Annotated in this window: 13 protein-coding genes; 4 read left to right on the top strand and 9 right to left on the bottom strand. The window is 65.8% G+C overall.

Going from position 1 to position 17,668, the window contains the following annotated elements; all coding sequences use genetic code 11:
* Positions 1–3: 3 nt before the first annotated feature.
* The 6 genes from SJI03_RS09400 to SJI03_RS09375 are packed head-to-tail and all read right to left on the bottom strand — an operon-like array spanning position 4 to position 7,013.
* Positions 4–1,083: a FemAB family XrtA/PEP-CTERM system-associated protein gene (locus tag SJI03_RS09400; protein WP_099377127.1), complete on the bottom strand. Its 1,080-nt coding sequence runs from the start codon at positions 1,081–1,083 to the stop codon at positions 4–6.
* Positions 1,083–1,943 carry an XrtA system polysaccharide deacetylase gene (locus SJI03_RS09395; RefSeq protein ID WP_322426970.1) on the bottom strand — a complete coding sequence of 287 codons (861 nt, stop codon included), beginning with the start codon at positions 1,941–1,943 and terminating at the stop codon, positions 1,083–1,085. The genes SJI03_RS09400 and SJI03_RS09395 overlap by 1 nt, the downstream gene beginning before the upstream one ends.
* A complete protein-coding gene (wecB, locus tag SJI03_RS09390; RefSeq protein ID WP_322426969.1) occupies positions 1,940–3,100 on the bottom strand; it encodes a non-hydrolyzing UDP-N-acetylglucosamine 2-epimerase in 1,161 nt (386 codons plus the stop codon). The genes SJI03_RS09395 and wecB overlap by 4 nt, the downstream gene beginning before the upstream one ends.
* A gap of 10 nt (positions 3,101–3,110) precedes the next feature.
* On the bottom strand, positions 3,111–4,640 hold the full coding sequence (locus SJI03_RS09385; protein ID WP_322426968.1) for a TIGR03016 family PEP-CTERM system-associated outer membrane protein: 1,530 nt from the start codon (positions 4,638–4,640) through the stop codon (positions 3,111–3,113).
* Positions 4,624–5,466, bottom strand: coding sequence for an XrtA-associated tyrosine autokinase (locus tag SJI03_RS09380; RefSeq protein WP_322426967.1), 843 nt, complete (start codon positions 5,464–5,466; stop codon positions 4,624–4,626). Before SJI03_RS09380 ends, SJI03_RS09385 begins: the two co-directional genes overlap by 17 nt.
* 17 nt (positions 5,467–5,483) lie before the next feature.
* Positions 5,484–7,013: an XrtA system polysaccharide chain length determinant gene (locus tag SJI03_RS09375; protein WP_322426966.1), complete on the bottom strand. Its 1,530-nt coding sequence runs from the start codon at positions 7,011–7,013 to the stop codon at positions 5,484–5,486.
* Between the two features lie 255 nt (positions 7,014–7,268).
* On the opposite strand from SJI03_RS09375, the gene SJI03_RS09370 reads away from it, so the two are divergent.
* The gene (locus tag SJI03_RS09370) at positions 7,269–7,892 is read left to right on the top strand and encodes an XrtA/PEP-CTERM system exopolysaccharide export protein (protein ID WP_099376825.1); all 624 of its coding nucleotides are present in this window, start codon (positions 7,269–7,271) and stop codon (positions 7,890–7,892) included.
* Between the two features lie 200 nt (positions 7,893–8,092).
* The gene (locus SJI03_RS09365; protein ID WP_099376824.1) at positions 8,093–8,839 is read left to right on the top strand and encodes an N-acyl amino acid synthase FeeM domain-containing protein; all 747 of its coding nucleotides are present in this window, start codon (positions 8,093–8,095) and stop codon (positions 8,837–8,839) included.
* Positions 8,840–8,843: 4 nt separating this feature from the next.
* Here the strand turns inward: SJI03_RS09365 and SJI03_RS09360 are convergent, their stop codons facing one another.
* The 3 genes from SJI03_RS09360 to prsT are packed head-to-tail and all read right to left on the bottom strand — an operon-like array spanning position 8,844 to position 14,869.
* Positions 8,844–9,614 (bottom strand): serine protease, encoded by a 771-nt coding sequence (locus tag SJI03_RS09360; RefSeq protein ID WP_322426965.1) that lies wholly within the window; start codon positions 9,612–9,614, stop codon positions 8,844–8,846.
* Positions 9,611–12,082, bottom strand: a complete 2,472-nt coding sequence (locus SJI03_RS09355; protein ID WP_322426964.1) for a hypothetical protein — start codon at positions 12,080–12,082, stop codon at positions 9,611–9,613. Before SJI03_RS09355 ends, SJI03_RS09360 begins: the two co-directional genes overlap by 4 nt.
* Before the next feature lie 3 nt (positions 12,083–12,085).
* The gene (gene prsT, locus SJI03_RS09350; protein WP_322426963.1) at positions 12,086–14,869 is read right to left on the bottom strand and encodes an XrtA/PEP-CTERM system TPR-repeat protein PrsT; all 2,784 of its coding nucleotides are present in this window, start codon (positions 14,867–14,869) and stop codon (positions 12,086–12,088) included.
* A 219-nt stretch (positions 14,870–15,088) separates the two neighbouring features.
* Here prsT and SJI03_RS09345 point away from each other — a divergent pair, with 219 nt between their 5' ends.
* Positions 15,089–16,405: a nucleotide sugar dehydrogenase gene (locus tag SJI03_RS09345; protein ID WP_322426962.1), complete on the top strand. Its 1,317-nt coding sequence runs from the start codon at positions 15,089–15,091 to the stop codon at positions 16,403–16,405.
* The gene (locus tag SJI03_RS09340) at positions 16,405–17,664 is read left to right on the top strand and encodes an SDR family oxidoreductase (protein ID WP_322426961.1); all 1,260 of its coding nucleotides are present in this window, start codon (positions 16,405–16,407) and stop codon (positions 17,662–17,664) included. The genes SJI03_RS09345 and SJI03_RS09340 overlap by 1 nt, the downstream gene beginning before the upstream one ends.
* The last annotated feature ends 4 nt before the right edge of the window (positions 17,665–17,668 follow it).

Below are 17,668 nucleotides of genomic sequence, written 5' to 3'. Positions count from 1 at the left end.
TGCTTAGCCCAGTTGCCGCACGATGTGCGGCCCCAGCAGGTTGGCCAGCGGCAGCGGCAGGCGGCGCCAGGCGCGGATGAACAGCGCGTATTTCGGATTCAGTGGATTGACTTCCGGCAAGGCCCTGGCGCGCACGAGCTGGTAGGCGTACGGCAGCGGCTGCGGCGTAAAACCCCAGTTCTTCTTGAAATCGTATGCCCCGGTACCGAGCTTGCTGCGGCCGAAATCGAACAGGCGGTAGCCGTGCGCGCAGGCGCGGCGCATCGCTTCCCAGTACATGAAGTCGTTGGCGCCGGTGCTGCGCGCCAGCACGCTGCCGCCGCCGTAGTACGGCAATACTTCATCGCGGAAATAGAACAGCAGCACGCTCGCTTGCGCCTGCTGGCCGTGGTACACGGTGAGGATCTGGCAGGCGTCGCCAAACACCGTGCGCAGCATGGCAAAATGGCGGCGCGCGAAGACGGGCGTGCCGAGTCGGTGCACACTGGCCGCGTAGATCGGGTAAAAATGGTGGAGGTCATAATCAACGGCGCTGTGCAGGCCGCCAGCCATGGCCTTGCGCACGACGGCGCGCTGCTTGCGGGGAATGGCCAGCAGATTCTGTTCCGCATCGGGCAGCAAGGGGCGGCGGAAGGTCGCGTACAGGGTTTTTTGCAGCCAGGGCGAAGCCGGATTTTCGTCCACTTCGCGCCAGCGGTATTCCAGGTGCCCCACGCCGAGGCGCCGGGCCAGCGCCAGTGCCGCGTCGTCGAGGGCCAGTCGCACGGCCGCGCTGCCGCCGGCCATGCCGCCGTACACGCAAAACGGCAGCGAGACGAGGGCCGAACCGAACAAACGGCTGCGCACATGGGCCAGCGGCAGCACGCCGGCGATACGCCCGTGCTGTTCCGCGTACAAAAAATAGCTGTCGTGGTTAAAACCTTGTTGCATGATGGTTTGCCAGCCGGCCCGGTGAAAGAAGGTCGCTTCCGGGCACGTGTCGACAAAGGCATCCCAGCGCGCATGCTCGTGCCCCTGCATAGACCGCACGGCGATGGCGGCGCGGGACTGTAGCGGGTCGGGAGCAAGGCTGGCCTCGTGCATCATGTGCTTTCCAGAAAAATACGGTCCATGCGGTCCCAGGAGAAATCGCGCGTCAGGCGCCCCAGCCGCGCTTCCATGCACCCCAGGTTCACATAGTGGCGAAAGCGCGTCCTGGCGCTCAAGCCCGTCGGGCGCGGCTGGCCGGGATCGAGTTCCCAGGGATGAAAATAGAATATGCCAGCTTGCCCGTCGCGCGAATTGATGCGTCGCAAAAGCCAGCGCGACAGTGCATACGGCATCAATCGAAAATAGCCGCCACCGCCGGCCGGCAGGTTGCGCCCGCGCAAGCGTACTGTGCTGACGGGCAATTCCAGCACGCCGTGCGCTCCCCGCGGCCGCCAGCCGAAGCGGGGGGAATCCGGCATGCCGTAGTGGTCGTGGCGGATCGGGTAGATGCTGGAACTGTAGCGGTAGCCCGCTTCCTGCAGCACGTCGAAGGCCCACAGATTGGCCGCGCCGATGGAAAAGCTGGGCGCCCGGTAGCCGTGCACGGCCAGCCCCGTTATCTGCTCGAGGATGGTCTTGCTGTGGCGCACATCGTCGGCGAATTGCGCGGTCGACTGGTCGCAGGCGCGCAGGTGCGCATAGCCGTGGCTGGCCACTTCATGCCCGGCCGCCGCGATACGGCGCAGCATGGCCGGATAGCGCTCGGCGATCCAGCCCAGGGTGAAAAAGGTGGCGTGGATGCGGCGGCTTTCCAGCAGCAACAGGATGCGCTCGATATTCGCCTCGACCCGGCATTCCAGGCGGGGCCAGTCGGCGCGCGCGATGTGCGGCGCAAAGGCGGACACCTGGAAATAGTCTTCCACGTCGATGGTGAGCGCATTGCGCAATATCAAAGAGGAAGGCGGCGGCGTCATGGCGTGCCCCGGCGCGCCGCCAGCCAGGGCGCGATGACGGCGGCGATGCGCTCGGCCGCGTGGCCATCCCACAGGGGCGGGAGGCGGCCGCGCTTGCCGCCCGTGTCCAGGATGCCGCGCGCCAGCGCCAGGATGGCGGCCGGCTGCGTGCCGGCCAGGGTATTCGTGCCGGCGCTGACGGTGATAGGCCGCTCCGTATTGTCGCGCAAGGTCAGGCAGGGCACGCCCAGGGCCGTGCTTTCTTCCTGCACGCCGCCCGAATCCGTCAGCACCAGGCGGGCGTCCTGCATCAGGCCCAGCATTTCCAGGTAGCCCAGCGGCGGCAGGCAGGCGATGGCATGCCGCGCCAGCAGCGGTTCCAGGCCCGCCAGGCGCAAGCCGGCCAGGGTGCGCGGGTGGATGGGAAACAGCAGCGGCAGCCGGACTGACAATTGCCCCAGCGCCTGCAGCAGGGCTTCGAGCTGCGCCGGGTCATCCACGTTCGAGGGGCGGTGCAGGGTCAGCAGGCCGTACGCGGGCGGGCAGGCGTGGCCGTGGACGCACAGGGTGGCGGCGGGCGTTACGGCGCGCGGCAGTTGCTGCCGCAGGCTGTCGATCATGACGTTGCCCGTAAAATGGATGCGTTCGGGCGCGATGCCTTCGCGCAGCAGGTTGGCGCGCGCGCCTTCCTCGCTGGTCAGCAGCAGGCTTGATAACTGGTCCGTCAGCACGCGGTTGATTTCCTCGGGCATGCGCCGGTCGCCGCTGCGCAGGCCCGCTTCCACGTGGATCACGGGAATGTCCCGCTTGGCCGCCACCAGCGCGCACGCGAGGGTGGAATTGACGTCGCCCACCACCAGCACGGCATCGGGCGCCAGCGGCGGCTGCGCGTCGAGCACGGCGTCGAAGCGGCGCATGATCTCGGCCGTCTGCTGCGCATGGCTGCCGGAGCCGACGTCCAGGCAGATGTCGGGCGGGCGCAGCTCCAGGTCCATAAACAGCTGTGCGTTCATGGCCGTGTCGTAATGCTGGCCGGTATGCAGCAAGGTCACGCGCACGGCGCTCGCCTGGCGGGCCATGGCGGCCAGGATGGGCGCCATCTTCATCAGGTTGGGGCGCGCGGCCACCACGCACAGCAGGTGCGCCGGCGCGGCGGCGGAAAACGAGGGGTCGGACATTGCGGGCTCCTTAGAATTGCATGGTGAGCGTGACGCTGACGCCGTTTTCGCGGTAGTCTCCGCCGCGGTTGCTGGCGTGCCGTGTATGCCGTACGTCGATGCTGGCCGTCATGTTCGGCTGCAGGATGCGCGTGTAGCCAGCCGTCACGGTGATGTTGTTGTCGCGCCGGGGCGCGCTCAGCGAACGCACGCCGGCGTAGCCGGCATTGACATTCAGGCTGGTGCGGGAATTGGCTTGCCAGTTCCAGCCCACGTTGCCGCCGATCTGGCGCGTGCGGTCTTCGCTGCCGAACTCCACGCCGGGCAGCAAGCCGCTGTCGACGCCGCTGGCCGTTTGCGCCGTGCGGTCGACAGCCGTGACGCCGACGATCATCGTGCTTTTCGCCGTGGCGCGCGCCATCGTCAGTTTCAGCTGTTTTTGCAGGAAATAGCGGTGGCTGAAGTAATTGATGGCGCCCCGTTCCGGCCCCAGGCTGTTGGCGTAGCGCAGGAAGGCATCGATGCGCAGGCGCCGGTCGCGGGCATTCGGGAAGATGCCGCGCCATAATTGATCGAGCAGCCGGCCCGCATCGCGGTCGCCCAGGCGCGAAAACTGCGTCGGCATGGTGGTGATGTTTTCGCTGTAACTGAGTTGCCAGTTGGTATGGCGCTGCAGGAACGTGGCATCCAGGCTGTAGGTGGTGCCAAAGAAGCGCTTGCCCGTGCTGAAGGCCACGCTGGTGCGCGGCGACGGCGTCCACACGCCGCCCAGCGACCAGAAGCGGCCCGCCGGCGCCTTGCCGGAAGTCGAGATATAGCCTTCCTTTTCCATGCCGCCGCTGGCCGTGGCCGCCCATTTGCTGCTGAACGGATAGCGCAGGCCTACGCTGCTGCGCTGCATGCGCACGGGGGCCAGATTGCTGTCCTGCGTGCGGCGCACGTCGTGGCTGGCGTTCCAGGTCCAGCCCTTGCCGCGCGGCTCGCCGCCGAGCAGTAATTCCAGCTCATCGCTGTGCATCGACAGCAGGTCGCCGCCGCTGTCGACCGTGTTGCGCGTGTAGCGCAGCTCGGCCGTGGCCAGGCCGCGGAAACGGTGGCGCAGGTAGGGGCTGATGCCGGTGGTGCGCACGGTGCTGGCATTGTCCGTGTCGGGCAGGTCGTCGATCAGTTGCGGGCCGAATGGCGAGACGTTGCGCCGGCTGACGCTGGCGTCCGCATCGATGAAGAACCAGTCCTTGACCAGCTCGGCGTCGGCCGAGGCGTGCAGTTCGTGGTTGTCCGTGTCGGCACGCTGTCCGGACAGGTATTTGCGCCAGCTGTAATCGAGGTGCACGCGCAGGCGGGGACCTGTGCCGATGAGGGCGATGGCGGGCGCGATTTCCGTGATGAAGTCCGCTTGCGCCTGGCCGGGCGGCGCGCGCAAGGCATTGTCCGTATAGCTTTCGCGCAGGCGCAGCGACGGCTTCACCAGCCAGTCAACGGCGCCGGCCGGCAGGGGCATCAGCAGGGACAGCAACGGCAGCAGCGGCAGCGAAACCCGGCCGCTAATCGTAATAGCCATAGCCGTAGTAGTCATTGCCGGGGAACGATTTGGTCTTGTTGTAGATCAAATGTATGTGTTCGCACGACTCGATCTGGCGCAGCGCTTCCTTGACGGCGTGCTGCGTCGTCGTTTCCGCCTCGACCACCATCACCACTTGTCCCATCTGCCCGACCAGCGCGTGCGCTTCGCTGGTGATCAGCAGGGGCGGCGAATCGAAGACGACGACGCGGTCGCCATAGCGGCTGGCAATTTCCGCCAGCAAGCGGCTCATGGCGCGGCTGGCCAGCAATTCCGTCGCGTGCTTGTTGCTGCGCCCGGCGGGCAGGATGCTCAGGTTGGCCACGTTGGTTTTCAGGATCACGTCGCCCATGGCCAGTTGCGGGTCGAGCAGCACGTCCATCAGCCCCGGCTCCGGTGCCAGGCCCAGCACTTTCAGCACGGACGGGCGCGCCACATCCGCGTCGACCAGCAGCACCGTGATATCCATTTCCATGGCGATGCTCATGGCCAGGTTGACGGCGCAATATGTCTTGCCTTCGCCCGGCATGGCGCTGGTGACGACGATCAGGTTGCCGTGGCGGATGGCCTCGGCGCCGCTGGCGCGGGCCTGGCGCAGCAGCGGGCGCTTGATGATGCGGAAATCCTCGGCCACCGAGCTGCGTCCGCCTTCCTGCGTGAGCATGCCCTGTTCGGCCAGGCGGGCCAGATTCAAGGGGCGGTATTGCGGCGACCTGGCCGCGTCAGCGCCATCCGTACCCGCCGCACCCGTCGCATCATAGGGCACGCCGGCCTCGGCCACGCCCAGGATCGTGGGTTCCTGCTTGCCGCTGTCCTTGCTGCTCATCGTCGCTCCCCCCGGATCTAGAATTTCAGCAGCGCGGCCGTCATGACCCCGCCGTACAGCACGAACAGGCTGCCCAGGCAGGCGCCAAAGCCGTAGCGGGCGCGGCGGCGGCGCACCTGCTGCAGCGCCGTCCAGTTCATCGATACCGTGCCCAGCACGTTCAAGCCCGTGGCGTCGCGCAGTTCGGCGGGGCTGAGGAAGGTGGGGCGTACCTGGCTGATGAGCAAAGCCGTGGCGACGCCGGCCACCAGGGCCGCGCCCAGCGCCGCGCTGAACAGCAGCGGACGGTTCGGGCCGACGGGCGCATATTGCACCGTGGGCGGATCGATGATCTTGAAGGCCATCATTTCGGTGGTGGAACTGAGCTCGCCCGACAGCTTGGCCGCTTCGCGCCGGCCGATCAGCTTTTCATAGTTTTCCTTGTTGATGACGTAGTCGCGGTTCAGCTGCGCCAGTTGCGATTCCACCTCGGGTACGGCATTGCTCTGCGCCAGCAGGCGCTCGTTGCGCGCGCTGTATTCCTGCACGCGGGCCTTGATGGCGGCCACCTTGGCGTCCGCGTCCGTCAGCGCCACCTTCAGTTGCTGCAACATGGGGCTGTAGTTCTTGCCCGGGTCGCCGGAGGCCGCTTTCAGCTTGCTTTCCTCGATCTTGCGTTCTTCCAGCTGGGCCACCAGGCGCTTCGAGGCGATAATGTCGGGATGCAATTCCGTAAATTGCATGCGCAGGCTGTCGAGGTTCTTGTTGATCGAGGCGATGCGCTCGTCGAGTTCGGGATTCGTGATGGCCGCCGCGTTCGGCTCCAGGTCGAGCACGGGCTCGTCGCCCTCGATCTGGCTCTGGATGGCCTTGCGCGATTGTTCCGCCTCGACCAGTTCCAGCTTGGCATTGTTCAGGCTATCGGACGACATCAGCAGCTGGCTGCCATAGTCGATGCCCTGGCGCGGCAGCAGCAGGTTGTTGCGGATCTTGAATTCCTTCACCAGGTTTTCCGCCGCGCTCAGCTTGTCCTCGTAATTCCTGATCTGCTCGTCGATGAATTGCACGGCCTTTTGCGAATCGCCCTTTTTACCCTGGAAACTGCCTTCGACAAAGATGGTGAGCAGGCTTTGCACGACGTCGCGCACCAGCTTCGGGTCGCGCCCGCTGTAGCTGATGGTATAGATGTCATACGCGTTGGTGCCCGTGATCTTGATCCGGCTCATCAAGTCGTCCAGCTGGGCCTCGTGTTCGCGCGCGGTCTTCGAATCGAGGTCGAGGTCGACCATGCGCATGACGCGCTCCACGTTCGGGCGGCTGAGCAGGGTGCGGCTCATGATGGCCACTTGCTGTTCCGTGTTCGGCACGCTGGTCATGCCGGCCATCAGCGGCTTGAGGATGGTTTGCGTATCGACAAACACGCGCGCCGAGGTCTGGAAATCGTCGGGCAGGGTAATCACCCGGATGAAGCCGGCGATGGCCACCAGCCAGGCCACCAGCACCGCATGCCAGCGGTACTTCCAGATGCCTTTCAGGCTGGAAAGCAGTTGCTGTATCAATTGCTCCATGTCGCTTCCTTCGGATGACGGTGCTGCACGGTAGATGGCTTGGCGGCGCGGACAACGACGGCATCTTGCAAGAAATGCTTGCCTGTTGAGTAAGCAAAGTATAGGGCGGCTGTGAGGCAAGATTTCCCAAGATGATTGCTTCTTGATACGCCTCAAGGTTCTCTTGCCAAGTTTTAATAATCATAGGAAGTTCGCGGCCCAGGCTGGTTCTGCGGGGCCGGCCATGGATGCGCCATCGACTCGAAGAGGCTCCGCATGAATCCGTTTCGCCGTGCATTTGTCCGCAACACGCTGGGCCTGGCCATTGCCGCCGGCCTGCTGGGCGCCTGCCGCACGACCCATCCGCTGGCCCCTTCCGACGACAGCGCGCCCATGCACGACTACCTGATCGGACCGGGCGACTCCGTCAACATCATCGTCTGGCGCAATCCGGAAGTGTCGCTGACGGTGGCCGTGCGGCCCGATGGCAAGATCACCACGCCGCTGGTCGAGGATTTACCCGCCAGCGGCAAGACGTCGACCCAGCTGGCGCGTGACATCGAGCAAGCCCTGGGCAAGTTCATCCAGCAGCCCGTGGTGACGGTCATCGTCACCAATTTCTCGGGCCCGTATGGCGAGCAAATCCGCGTCATCGGCGAGGCGGCCAAGCCGCAGGCGCTGCCGTACCGCCTGGGCATGTCGCTGATGGATGTGCTCATCGCCGTGGGCGGCATCACCGATTTCGCGGCAGGCAACAAGGCCAGCATCATCCGCATGCGCGAAGGCAACCAGCAGCAGCTGCGCGTGCGGCTCGACGATTTATTGAAAGACGGCGATATTTCCGCGAATGTCATGATGCGGCCGGGCGACGTGTTATTGATACCGGAAAGTTTTTTTTAATAGCGGCCTCGGCAATATCAAAACAGCATTTTTATTTGTCATTTTGTACTTGCAGGCAAATTTCAGCATGCAATTTTGCTACTGAATAGCACATTTCTTCTGTTTTTTTTGCTTGGCGTGGGAACTTCTCCAGTTTTTTTCTTGTCACAAGGCATTGGCTTCAGTCCGTCTCGACGGCGGCCGATGAACGTGAGGACAAGATGAGCTTTGAAGATGAACCCATTATTTCCTTCGACACGCCCGGTACTTTCAGCGACCTGGTGGTGGGCGAAGGGCAGATCGACCCGGCCATGGAGCACGAGCTCGACCTGCAGCGCTTTCATATCCGCATGGCCAATTCGCGCGGCCGGCGCGAGGCGGCCAGTTTGCTGATCCGCAAGATGTACGGCTGGCGCGGCTATGCCGTCGATCCTGGCATCGCGCATGCCCTGAACAAGATCACGCTGTTTGCGGAAACGGCCGGCAGCACCGTCGGCACCATGACCCTGTGCCTCGACAATGACGAGACAGGCTTGCCCGCCGATGAAAACTTCCGCGACAAGCTCGACATCCTGCGCGAGCAGGGCCGGCGCCTGTGCGAACCGTCGCGCCTGGCCATCGACAAGGGCGTGAGCAAGCGCGTGTTTGCGGCGCTGATTCATATCTCTTATATCTATGCCCACAATATTCACGGCTTTACGGATTACGTGATCGAAGTTAACCCGCGCCACGTGGTGTTTTACAAGCGCATGCTGGGATTCCAGGACTTCGGCGGCGAGCGCGAGTGCACGCGCGTGGGGGCGCCGGCCGTGCTGCTACGGCTGGACCTCGATTACATGGGGGCCCAGATCCGCAAATACGGTGGCCTGATGGAACAGCATGGGGGTGAACGGTCGTTTTACCCCTTTTTTTTTCCGACATGGGATGAGCCTGGCATTACGGACCGGCTGAGGCAGGGGCGCAACTGATGACTCACGGGTTTTTCAGCAGGAGCGCCTGCATGTAGCTGCCTGGAATCGCGTAAGTGATGCCGCTCGGTGCGCTGAGGGCCGCTTCCTTTAGACCCTTGATGTACACCATGTTGACGATGCCGTAGACGAGACCGGTCTCGGGATCGAACAGGGGGCTGCCGCTGCTGCCTGGATACGCCGTCGCGTCCAGCTGGAACACGGTGTACGGCGCCTTTTGCAGCTGCGCCAGGCGCCGCACGTCGAGGCGCTGCGCATTTTCGCTGGGCATGACCACCGGCGTCAGCGATGACACGGTGGCGCGGTGCGTCACGTGGTGCAGCCCCAGCAAGGTACCCAGCGGAAACCCCGTAAACGCCATGGCCTGGCCTTCGCGCACCGTGGCCGCGTCGCCCAGCGCCAGGGCGGGCAGGGGCGCGCCCGCCAGCCGCAGCAAGGCCAGGTCGTGTTCCGTGTCCAGCGCCTGGACCTTGACGGGGCGAAATTGCGCCACCTCGCCCTGGCCAGTGAGTATGCCGATGACTTCGTTCGGATTGGCGTCGAGCAGTTTCTGGATCACATGGGCGCAAGTGAGCACGCTCAAGCCGTCGCCCGTCACGAAACCCGTGCCGATGAAATTCATCGGCGGCGTGCGCGTCTTTTGCAGGTTGCCCACGCCGACGATGGACGGTTTCACGCGCGCAATGGTGTGCGCCAGTGGCGCATCGGCGCGGCACGGCGCGCTGGCGAGCAGCAAGGCAAGGCAGGACAGCAAGGCGGAGAGCAAGGCTTTCATGGCGGCGTACTTTCAACGGGAGGAGGTGGCACGGGCTGCAGCAGCGCGCACAGCAGCATCAGATAGCACAGCAGGGCGAGGCGCGGCGCGTCGAGCAGGCTGTCGAACAGGCCGACGACGAGAAAACCCAGCAGCGCGGCGGCGCAAGCCAGCGCGCCCGGATCGCCCCGCGCGGCGCGGCGCAGCAGGCGCAGGCCGGCCAGGGTCAGCAGGGCCAGCAGGGACAAGGCGCCGCACCAGCCCGTTTCCACCAGCACATGCAGCGCCAGGTTCTTGATATGCCACGGCAAGTGATGGTGGTCGCTGCTGAAAAACCAGTAATTATTGGCCTGGCTAAAGCGTCCGTTGGCGATCAGCTCCTCGCCACCGGGCGCGCGCAAGCTGACATTGTCCACTTCGAGCACGGACGAGGTGGCCGTGCCGCTGGCCGCCAGTTCCAGCTGCACGGGCGGCCTCAGCAGCCAGCGGCCCGCACCCAGCCAGGCGCTGTCGAACGGCACGTCATAGTGTTGCCAGGCCTCCACCGGATTACCCGGTGCCGGAGGACGCAGACGCAGGGGGACAGGCACGCAGCCTTGCGCATACAGCAATTGTCGCTGGCACAGGCGCACCAGCAGCACGGGCATGGGTCCCGTCCTGCGCACGTCGAGCGACAGGGTGTAGCGCGTGGCCGGCTGCACGGGCACGCGTTGCAGAAGCCGCAGCAGTTCGCCATAGCCGGCGCCATAGCCGGGACTGGCCAGGCGCACATAGCGGTTTCCCAGGTTGCCGCCTTCTTCGGCATAGGCGATGCTGGCCGGCACCTCGCGCTGGGGATTGTGCCAGTAATAGGTGGCGGGAAAGCTGCCGCTGCCCATGCCGAACAGGCGGTCGCCCCAGTTGGGCGGCTGCATGGCCAGCGCTTGCCGCCAGTGACGCAAGCGGCCCTGCATGTCGAAGGCGGTGGTGGCGAAACGTTCGGTGGCGTAATAGCTGGCCGACACGGGGATGGCCAGCAGCAACAGGATGCCGGCCGCGCCCGCGAGGCTGAGGCTGGCCCGGTCCAGCCGCCACAGCGGCGGGCGCAAACGTCCGTTGCACAGCATCAGCATGGCCAGCAGCACGACCAGGCCGGCCGGCAGCAGGGCCGGCGGTCCCGCCCAGTGCCAGCCTATCCAGGCGAGATTGCATGCCAGCATGGTCCACGCCATCATCGCCAGGCCCAGTCTGGCTGCCCCTTTTCCGCTCGCCTTACTCGGCCACAACGCGCCCGCCAGCAGCACGGCGGCCAGCAGGAACAAAAAATAGGGGCCTTTCAGCCAGCCTGCCGTGTGCTGGCCAACCGGCTCCGGCCACCAGGCGGCCAGCAAGCCTTGCAGGCACAGCGCGCACAGCAGGCTGGCCGGCGCCAGGCGCCATGGCAAGGGCCGCGCCGCCAGCACGAAGCTGGCCGCGAGCAGGACGACGGCGGCGATCAGGCCCCGGTAGCCTGCCAGGTTGAACATATATAGGAGCAGGGCGGTACCGAGGCCGGCCAGCAACAGCTTGAGTAAAGGTTTGCGCCAGGACGGCTGGCCGGGCGATTGCCGCGCCGCACCGGGCGCCGTCCGCAGGGCCTGCCAGAATACCGGCAGCATGGCCGCCGCCAAGGCCGCGTACAGGCCCCGTGAAAAGGTGGTGAACGCCGCGTGCAGGGCCAGGCCCAGCAGCAGCAAGGCCAGGGCCGCCTGCCAGCGGCCGCGCGCGTGCGCCAGCCACAGGCCGGCGAAAGGCAAACTCAGGGCCAGGTAACCGTCCAGCGCGGCGCCGCCCGTGTGCATGGCGGAAAATGGCGCCGTGATGCGGTAATCGCTGGACAGGTTCAGCAGGCCGGGAAACACGGCCCGTTCCCACAGGGCGAACAGCGACACCATGGCCAGCCCGGCCAGCATGCCCGGCAACGCGTAGCGGCGCAAGGAGGAAGGGTCCGCGTCGCGCAGCAGCATCGGCAGCAGCAGCATGCTCCAGGCCCAGGCTTTACCGAGCCGCAAGCTGTTGTAGGGGCTCAGATAATTGTCCCAGGCATTCAGGTCGAGGGGCGCAAGCGGCAGGACGCCGCGCAGCAGCGCCGCCAGCCAGGCCAGGCTGCACAGCAGCAAACAGGCGCGGGCAGCGGGCGACAGCCGCGCCGCTGCCGGCTGGCCTGACCCGCCCAGGCGCCAGTAACCGCAGGCCAGCGTCAGCAACAGCAGCACGTCGATTTCTTCGAGGAAAAACCAGCCCGTCCACGGCGCCAGGTCCAGCACGGGCAGCAGGGCGGGCACGCAGAACAGCCAGCTGGCGGGACGCCAGCACAGCAGCAGGAAATACGCGGGCAGCAGGATGGCAAACAGCAGGCCGGGCCAGCCGTGGCCCAGCGGATAATGGCGCAAGGCCGCCACGCAGGCCGCGCCCGCCAGCAGGGCCAGCGGCCGCGCCGCCACGCCGGGCATGGCCGCGTGCACAGCCATGGCCTACAACTGGGTCAGCAAGGCCTGCGCTGCGGCCCGCTGGGGAAAGTCCTTGTTGGCGGCCAGCAGTTGTTCCAGTTGCTTGCGCGCGCCGCCCTTGTCGCCCGATTTCGCTAGGGCCGCACCCAGGTGGTACTGCACTTCGAGCGCTGCCGGCGCCAGGCCCGCCGCCTTGCGCAGCAGGGCCGTGGCGCGCTTGACATCGCTTTGCTCCAGCACGATCCAGCCCAGGGTGTCGAGCACGGCGGGATTATCGGGCGCCAGCTTCAGCGCCTGCTCGGCCGTGGCCTGCGCGCGCGGATCCTTTTCCTGCTGATACGCCCAAGCCAGGTCGTTCAAGGCCACCACGTTGCCCGCATCCCTGGCGACGACATACTGAAAATGCTCGATGGCGGCGCGGTATTGCTTCGCTGCCAGCCGGGTGCCCGCCAGATAGGTGCGCGTCGACAAGTCTTCCGGATGCGCTTTCAGCCAGGTGACCATGCGCGTCTCGGCTTCGCGCTCCTGTCCCGACGCCTGCAAGGCGCGATACAGCTGCACCTGCAAGGGGCCGATGGGGCTGATGCCGAAGGCGTGCTGGTACAGCTTGACGGCTTGCTGCGGCAGCTTTTGCTCCATCAGCACGTCGCCCTCGAGCTTGTAGCCGGCCGCCAGCTTCGGCTGCTGTTCCTGCACTTGCCGCGCCACGGCAAGTGCCTCGCGCTGGCGATTCAGGGTCAGCAGCATCGCCACTTCCACCACGCGCGCTTCCAGCAGGGCCGGGTCAAGCGCTTGCGCCCGCTTGACGGCTTGCAGCGCATTATGCTGGTCGCCCAGCGCCAGGTGCAGGCTGGCGATGCGCATCTGCAAGGGCGCGGACGTCGTCTGTATGCTGGCCAGCTTGTTGTAGCTGTCGAGCGCGGCCGGTGCCTGTCCGGCGCTGTACTCCACTTGCGCGCGCAGGGCCAGCGCATCGGCGTCGCCCGGATGGCCCGCCTGCAAGGTGCGCGCCAGTTCCAGCGCCTTCTCGGGCGCGCCCGTCTTCAGGTAAAAGTTACTCAGCAGCAGGGCCGGCGCGACGCTGTCGGGATTGTCGCGGTGGGCGCGTTCGAGCCAGCGCCGCGCCTCGTCCGTCTTGCCCTCTGACGCGGCCAGCTTGGCCAGCGCCGCGCACAGGTCGGCATTTTTCGGCGCCTTCGCCAGCGCTTTTTCGAAGCGCTGTTTCGCCTGCACCGGCTTTTTCTCGACCAGGTCGATCTGCGCCAGGTTGTTCAGGGCGGGCAAATACACAGGGTCCATGCTCAGGGCCTGCTCGAAGCTGGCGCGCGCAGCCGGCACATCGCGCAAGGCCAGGTAGACGCCGCCTTTCAGATTCAGCAGCAAGGGATTCGTGCCTTTCTGCTGTTGCTCCATCACCTTGACGCTGGCCAGGGCCTTGTCGTTCTGTTTGTTGCGCAGCAAGGTCATCACCAGCATGGTGCCCGCTTGCGGCGTGCTCTTGTCGAGCATGCTGGCGCGTTCCAGTTCATTGATGGCGCGGCTGTTCTCGCCCATGCCCAGGCGGCTGATGCCCAGCGCCGCGTGCAGCCTGGCCGTGTCCGGCGCCAGGGTGATGGCCTGTTCGAAATACGCCGTTGCCTTGTCGTACTGGCGCGCGCGCAAGTGGGCTTCGCCGGCCAGCGACAGCAATTCCACGTCTTCGGGAAAGGCGGCCAGCATCGGTTGCAGCAAGCCGATCGCCGCGTCGGTCTTGTTGCGCATCAATTCGATCGACGCCATCATCTTGACGGCATATAAATGCCGGGGATACACGGCCAGGAAGCGCCGCAGGTAGTTTTCCGCCTGCGGGGGCGAGCCGAGCGCCAGTTGCACGGCGCCGGCCAGCAGGATGGACGGCATGTGATCGGGCGCCGCCTTGAGCACCAGCTGCAAGCCTTGCAAGGCCGCTTTGTGCTTGCCCTGGCGAAAATCGAGCAGCGCCTGGGCTTGCAGCAAACCCAGGCTGTTGGGCGCCGACTTGCGCGCCGTGGCCAGCTGGGCGGCCGCTTCCAGGTAGCGGTTTTCCACGATGTCGAGGTTGGCCAGGTCGATGTGCGCCTGGGTATTGTCCGGTTTGATTTTGAGGATCTGCATGTAGGCGAGCCGTGCCGCGCCATTCCTGCCTTGCAGGCGCAGCAGGTCGCCCTGCAGGCGCAATGCGTCGAGGTTGGCGGGCGCGCTTTTCAACGCTTGCGCCAGGAGCAGCTCGGCCGCGGTCACCTGCTGCTGCAGCGCCGCCAGGCGTGCCAGGCCCAGCAAGGCTTCGACCTGGTCGGGATGGGCTTCGAGCAGGCGCGAGAACAGGGCGCGCGCCTCGTCCTGGCGGCCCAGGGCCAGCAAGGCGTCGCCGCGCAGGGCCAGCACGCTGGCGGGCTGCGCCGCATCGTCCGCGATCTCGGCCAGCACCTTGTCGAACTGGCCCAGCATCAGCCAGGCCTTGCCCAGCAATGGCAGCACTTGCTGCGAGGCCAGGCCCAGCGACTTGGCCTTGCGCAATTCTTTCTCGGCCGACAGCGCTTCGCCCGTGTCGATGTAGATGCTGCCCAGCAGCAGGCGCGCAGCCGCGTTGTCCGGCTCCTTTTGCAGCAGGTTCTTCAACTGGATGATGGCGGCCCGCGCTTCGCCTTTCTGGCGGTATTGCTGCGCATCGGCCAGCAGGGTCTCGCTGCTCTGCGTGCCGTGGCACGCCGTCAGCAGGGGCAGCAGCAGGGTGCAGCACAGCGCGGCGGCCGGCAAGCCAGGGAAAGGGCGGGACAGGGAACGGGCCATGGAAGTCTCCGGTAGCGGCGTGCATGAGGGATAGGCATGGCCTAGCTTAAAAAGATGGCCGCCGGTCTCCTTGATTGCGCTCAACAAGCCGCCGATTGTCAGCGCGCCTGCTGGCTGTCGCCCCGTGTTTCTTGTTCCCGCTCAAGAATGGCCAAACCGGCAACCGTAGAATTTCCCGGACGGCGCTGCTCGGGCCGCAACCCTTCGGAGCACAGGCATATGGACAGCAAAGTCGATAGCAAGGTAGATGGCAAGGCGGGCGTGGTGGCGGTGGTGGGGCTCGGTTATGTGGGCTTGCAGCTGGCCGTGGCGTTCGGCATGCGCCAGCGCACGATCGGCTTTGACTTGTCGGCCCGCAAGGTGGAAAGCTACCGGCGCCACATCGACCCGACAGGCGAAGTCAGCCATGAACAGTTGCTGGCGGCGCAAGGGCTGAGCGTCGGTTGCGATCCGGCCGAGCTGCAACTGGCCGATTTTATCGTCGTGGCCGTGCCCACACCCGTCGACAGCGCGCACAATCCCGATTTCTCCGCCCTGGCCGGCGCCAGCGCGGCCGTCGGCCGCCACATGCGGCGCGGCGCCATCGTCATCTACGAGTCCACCGTGTATCCGGGCGCCACCGAAGAAATCTGCATACCCCTCCTGGAACAGCATTCGGGCCTGCGCTGGAAGGAAGACTTTCATGTGGGCTTTTCACCCGAGCGCATCAACCCCGGCGACCGGGACCATACGCTTCAAAGCATCCGCAAGGTGGTCTCGGGCGACGATGCTGCCACCCTGGACAAGGTGGCAGCGCTGTACGAAGGCGTGGTCGAGGCCGGCGTGCACCGGGCGTCGAGCATCAAGGTGGCCGAGGCGGCCAAGGTGATCGAAAACACGCAGCGTGACTTGAATATCGCGCTGATGAACGAACTGGCCATCATCTTCGACCGCATCGGCATCGACACGCTGGAAGTGCTGCAGGCGGCGGGCACGAAATGGAATTTCCTGCCGTTCCGCCCCGGACTGGTGGGCGGCCACTGCATCGGCGTCGACCCCTATTATCTGACGCACAAGGCGGAAATGCTTGGTTACCACCCGCACGTGATCCTGGCCGGACGCCGCATCAACGACGGCATGGCCAAGTTCGTGGCGGAAAAAACCATCAAGGAAATGGTGCGCGCTGGTTTCAAGCTCAAGGGGGCACACGTCAACGTACTGGGCCTGACCTTCAAGGAAAATTGCCCGGATCTGCGCAACTCGAAAGTGGTCGACATGATCCACGAACTGCAATCGTATGGCGTGCAGGTGCATGTGCACGATCCCGTCGCCGATGGCCGCGAAGCGCTGGAAGAATACGGTCTATCGCTGGAAAGCTGGGAACAGCTGCCGCGCGCCGAGGCTATCATCAGCGCCGTCTCGCACCAGGCCCTGCTGGCCCGCCCGCTGGCCGATTTCCAGGCCAAGGTGCAGGAAAACGGCTGCTTCATCGACATCAAATCGCATTTCGACCCCCGTCCGCTGGCGGATGGCGGCTTGCACGTGTGGCGGCTGTGATGGCGGCCGATGCCTTCGAGCGGGCTGCAAACACGGCTCAAGGTGCCGCCGCTGGCGCCCCCTCTGGCGCCCCGGCTGCTGGCGCGTATGCGCTGGCCTGTGCGCAGCTGGCCGGCGCACCGCGCCGCTGGCTGGTGACGGGCGTGGCCGGTTTCATCGGTTCGCACCTGCTGGAAACCTTGCTGAAGCTGGGACAGGAAGTGCGTGGCCTGGATAATTTTCTGACGGGCCACCGGCACAACCTGGAACTGGTGCGCGCCAGCGTGGGCGAACAGGCGTGGCGGCGCTTCACCTTCATCGAAGGCGATATCCGCGACCCGCAAGCGTGCGCGTGGGCGTGCGGCGCACCGGTACAGGCCGCCAGCAGCATTGACGGCGGCGAGGCAGACGGTGGGGCAGACGGCGGGACAACTGCGGCCGACGTTGGCAGCAGCCCCAGCGGCCCCAGCGGCAGCTTGGCCGGGCGCGGTCGTGCCGGTCCGGGCGGCCCCGCCGTCGATTATGTGCTGCACCAGGCGGCGCTCGGGTCCGTCTCGCGTTCGCTGGAAGACCCGCTGCTGTGCCACGCCGTCAATGTCAGCGGCTTCCACAACATGCTGGCCGCCGCGCGCGACGCGGGCGTGCAGCGCTTCGTGTACGCGGCCTCCAGCGCCACATATGGCGACCATCCGGCCTTGCCAAAAGTGGAACAGCACATCGGCGCGCCCTTGTCGCCGTATGCCCTAAGCAAGTATGTCAATGAACTGTATGCGCAAGTGTACGCGCGCTGCTACGCCGTGCAGACGGTGGGGTTGCGCTATTTCAATGTCTTCGGTCCGCGCCAGGACCCGCTGGGCGCCTATGCGGCCGTCATTCCCCGCTGGATCGCCGCCATGCTGGACAATCAGGCCGTGCACATCCATGGCGATGGCGTCACCAGCCGCGACTTTTGCTTCGTGCACAATGCCGTGCAAGCCAATATCTTGGCCGCCACGTGTGCCGATCCGGCAGCCGTGAACCAGGTCTACAACGTGGCCGTCAACGCCCGCACCAGCCTGACGCAGCTGCACGCCACCATGCAGCAGATGCTGCTTGCCACCCGCCCGCAGCACGTGCCGCAGCCTCCGCAATATGGCGAGTTTCGCGCCGGCGACGTGCGCCACTCGCAGGCCGACATCGCCAAGGCGGCCCGCTTGCTCGGTTATGCCCCCACGCACGACCTGGCGCAAGGCTTGCGACAGACCATCGCCTGGTATGTGGCGCAGGCGGGCCGGGCTTGAGGGC

The organism is Janthinobacterium sp. GMG1 (assembly GCF_034427795.1).
GTDB lineage: Bacteria > Pseudomonadota > Gammaproteobacteria > Burkholderiales > Burkholderiaceae_D > Janthinobacterium.
This window is presented reverse-complemented; position numbering and strand designations above follow the sequence as displayed.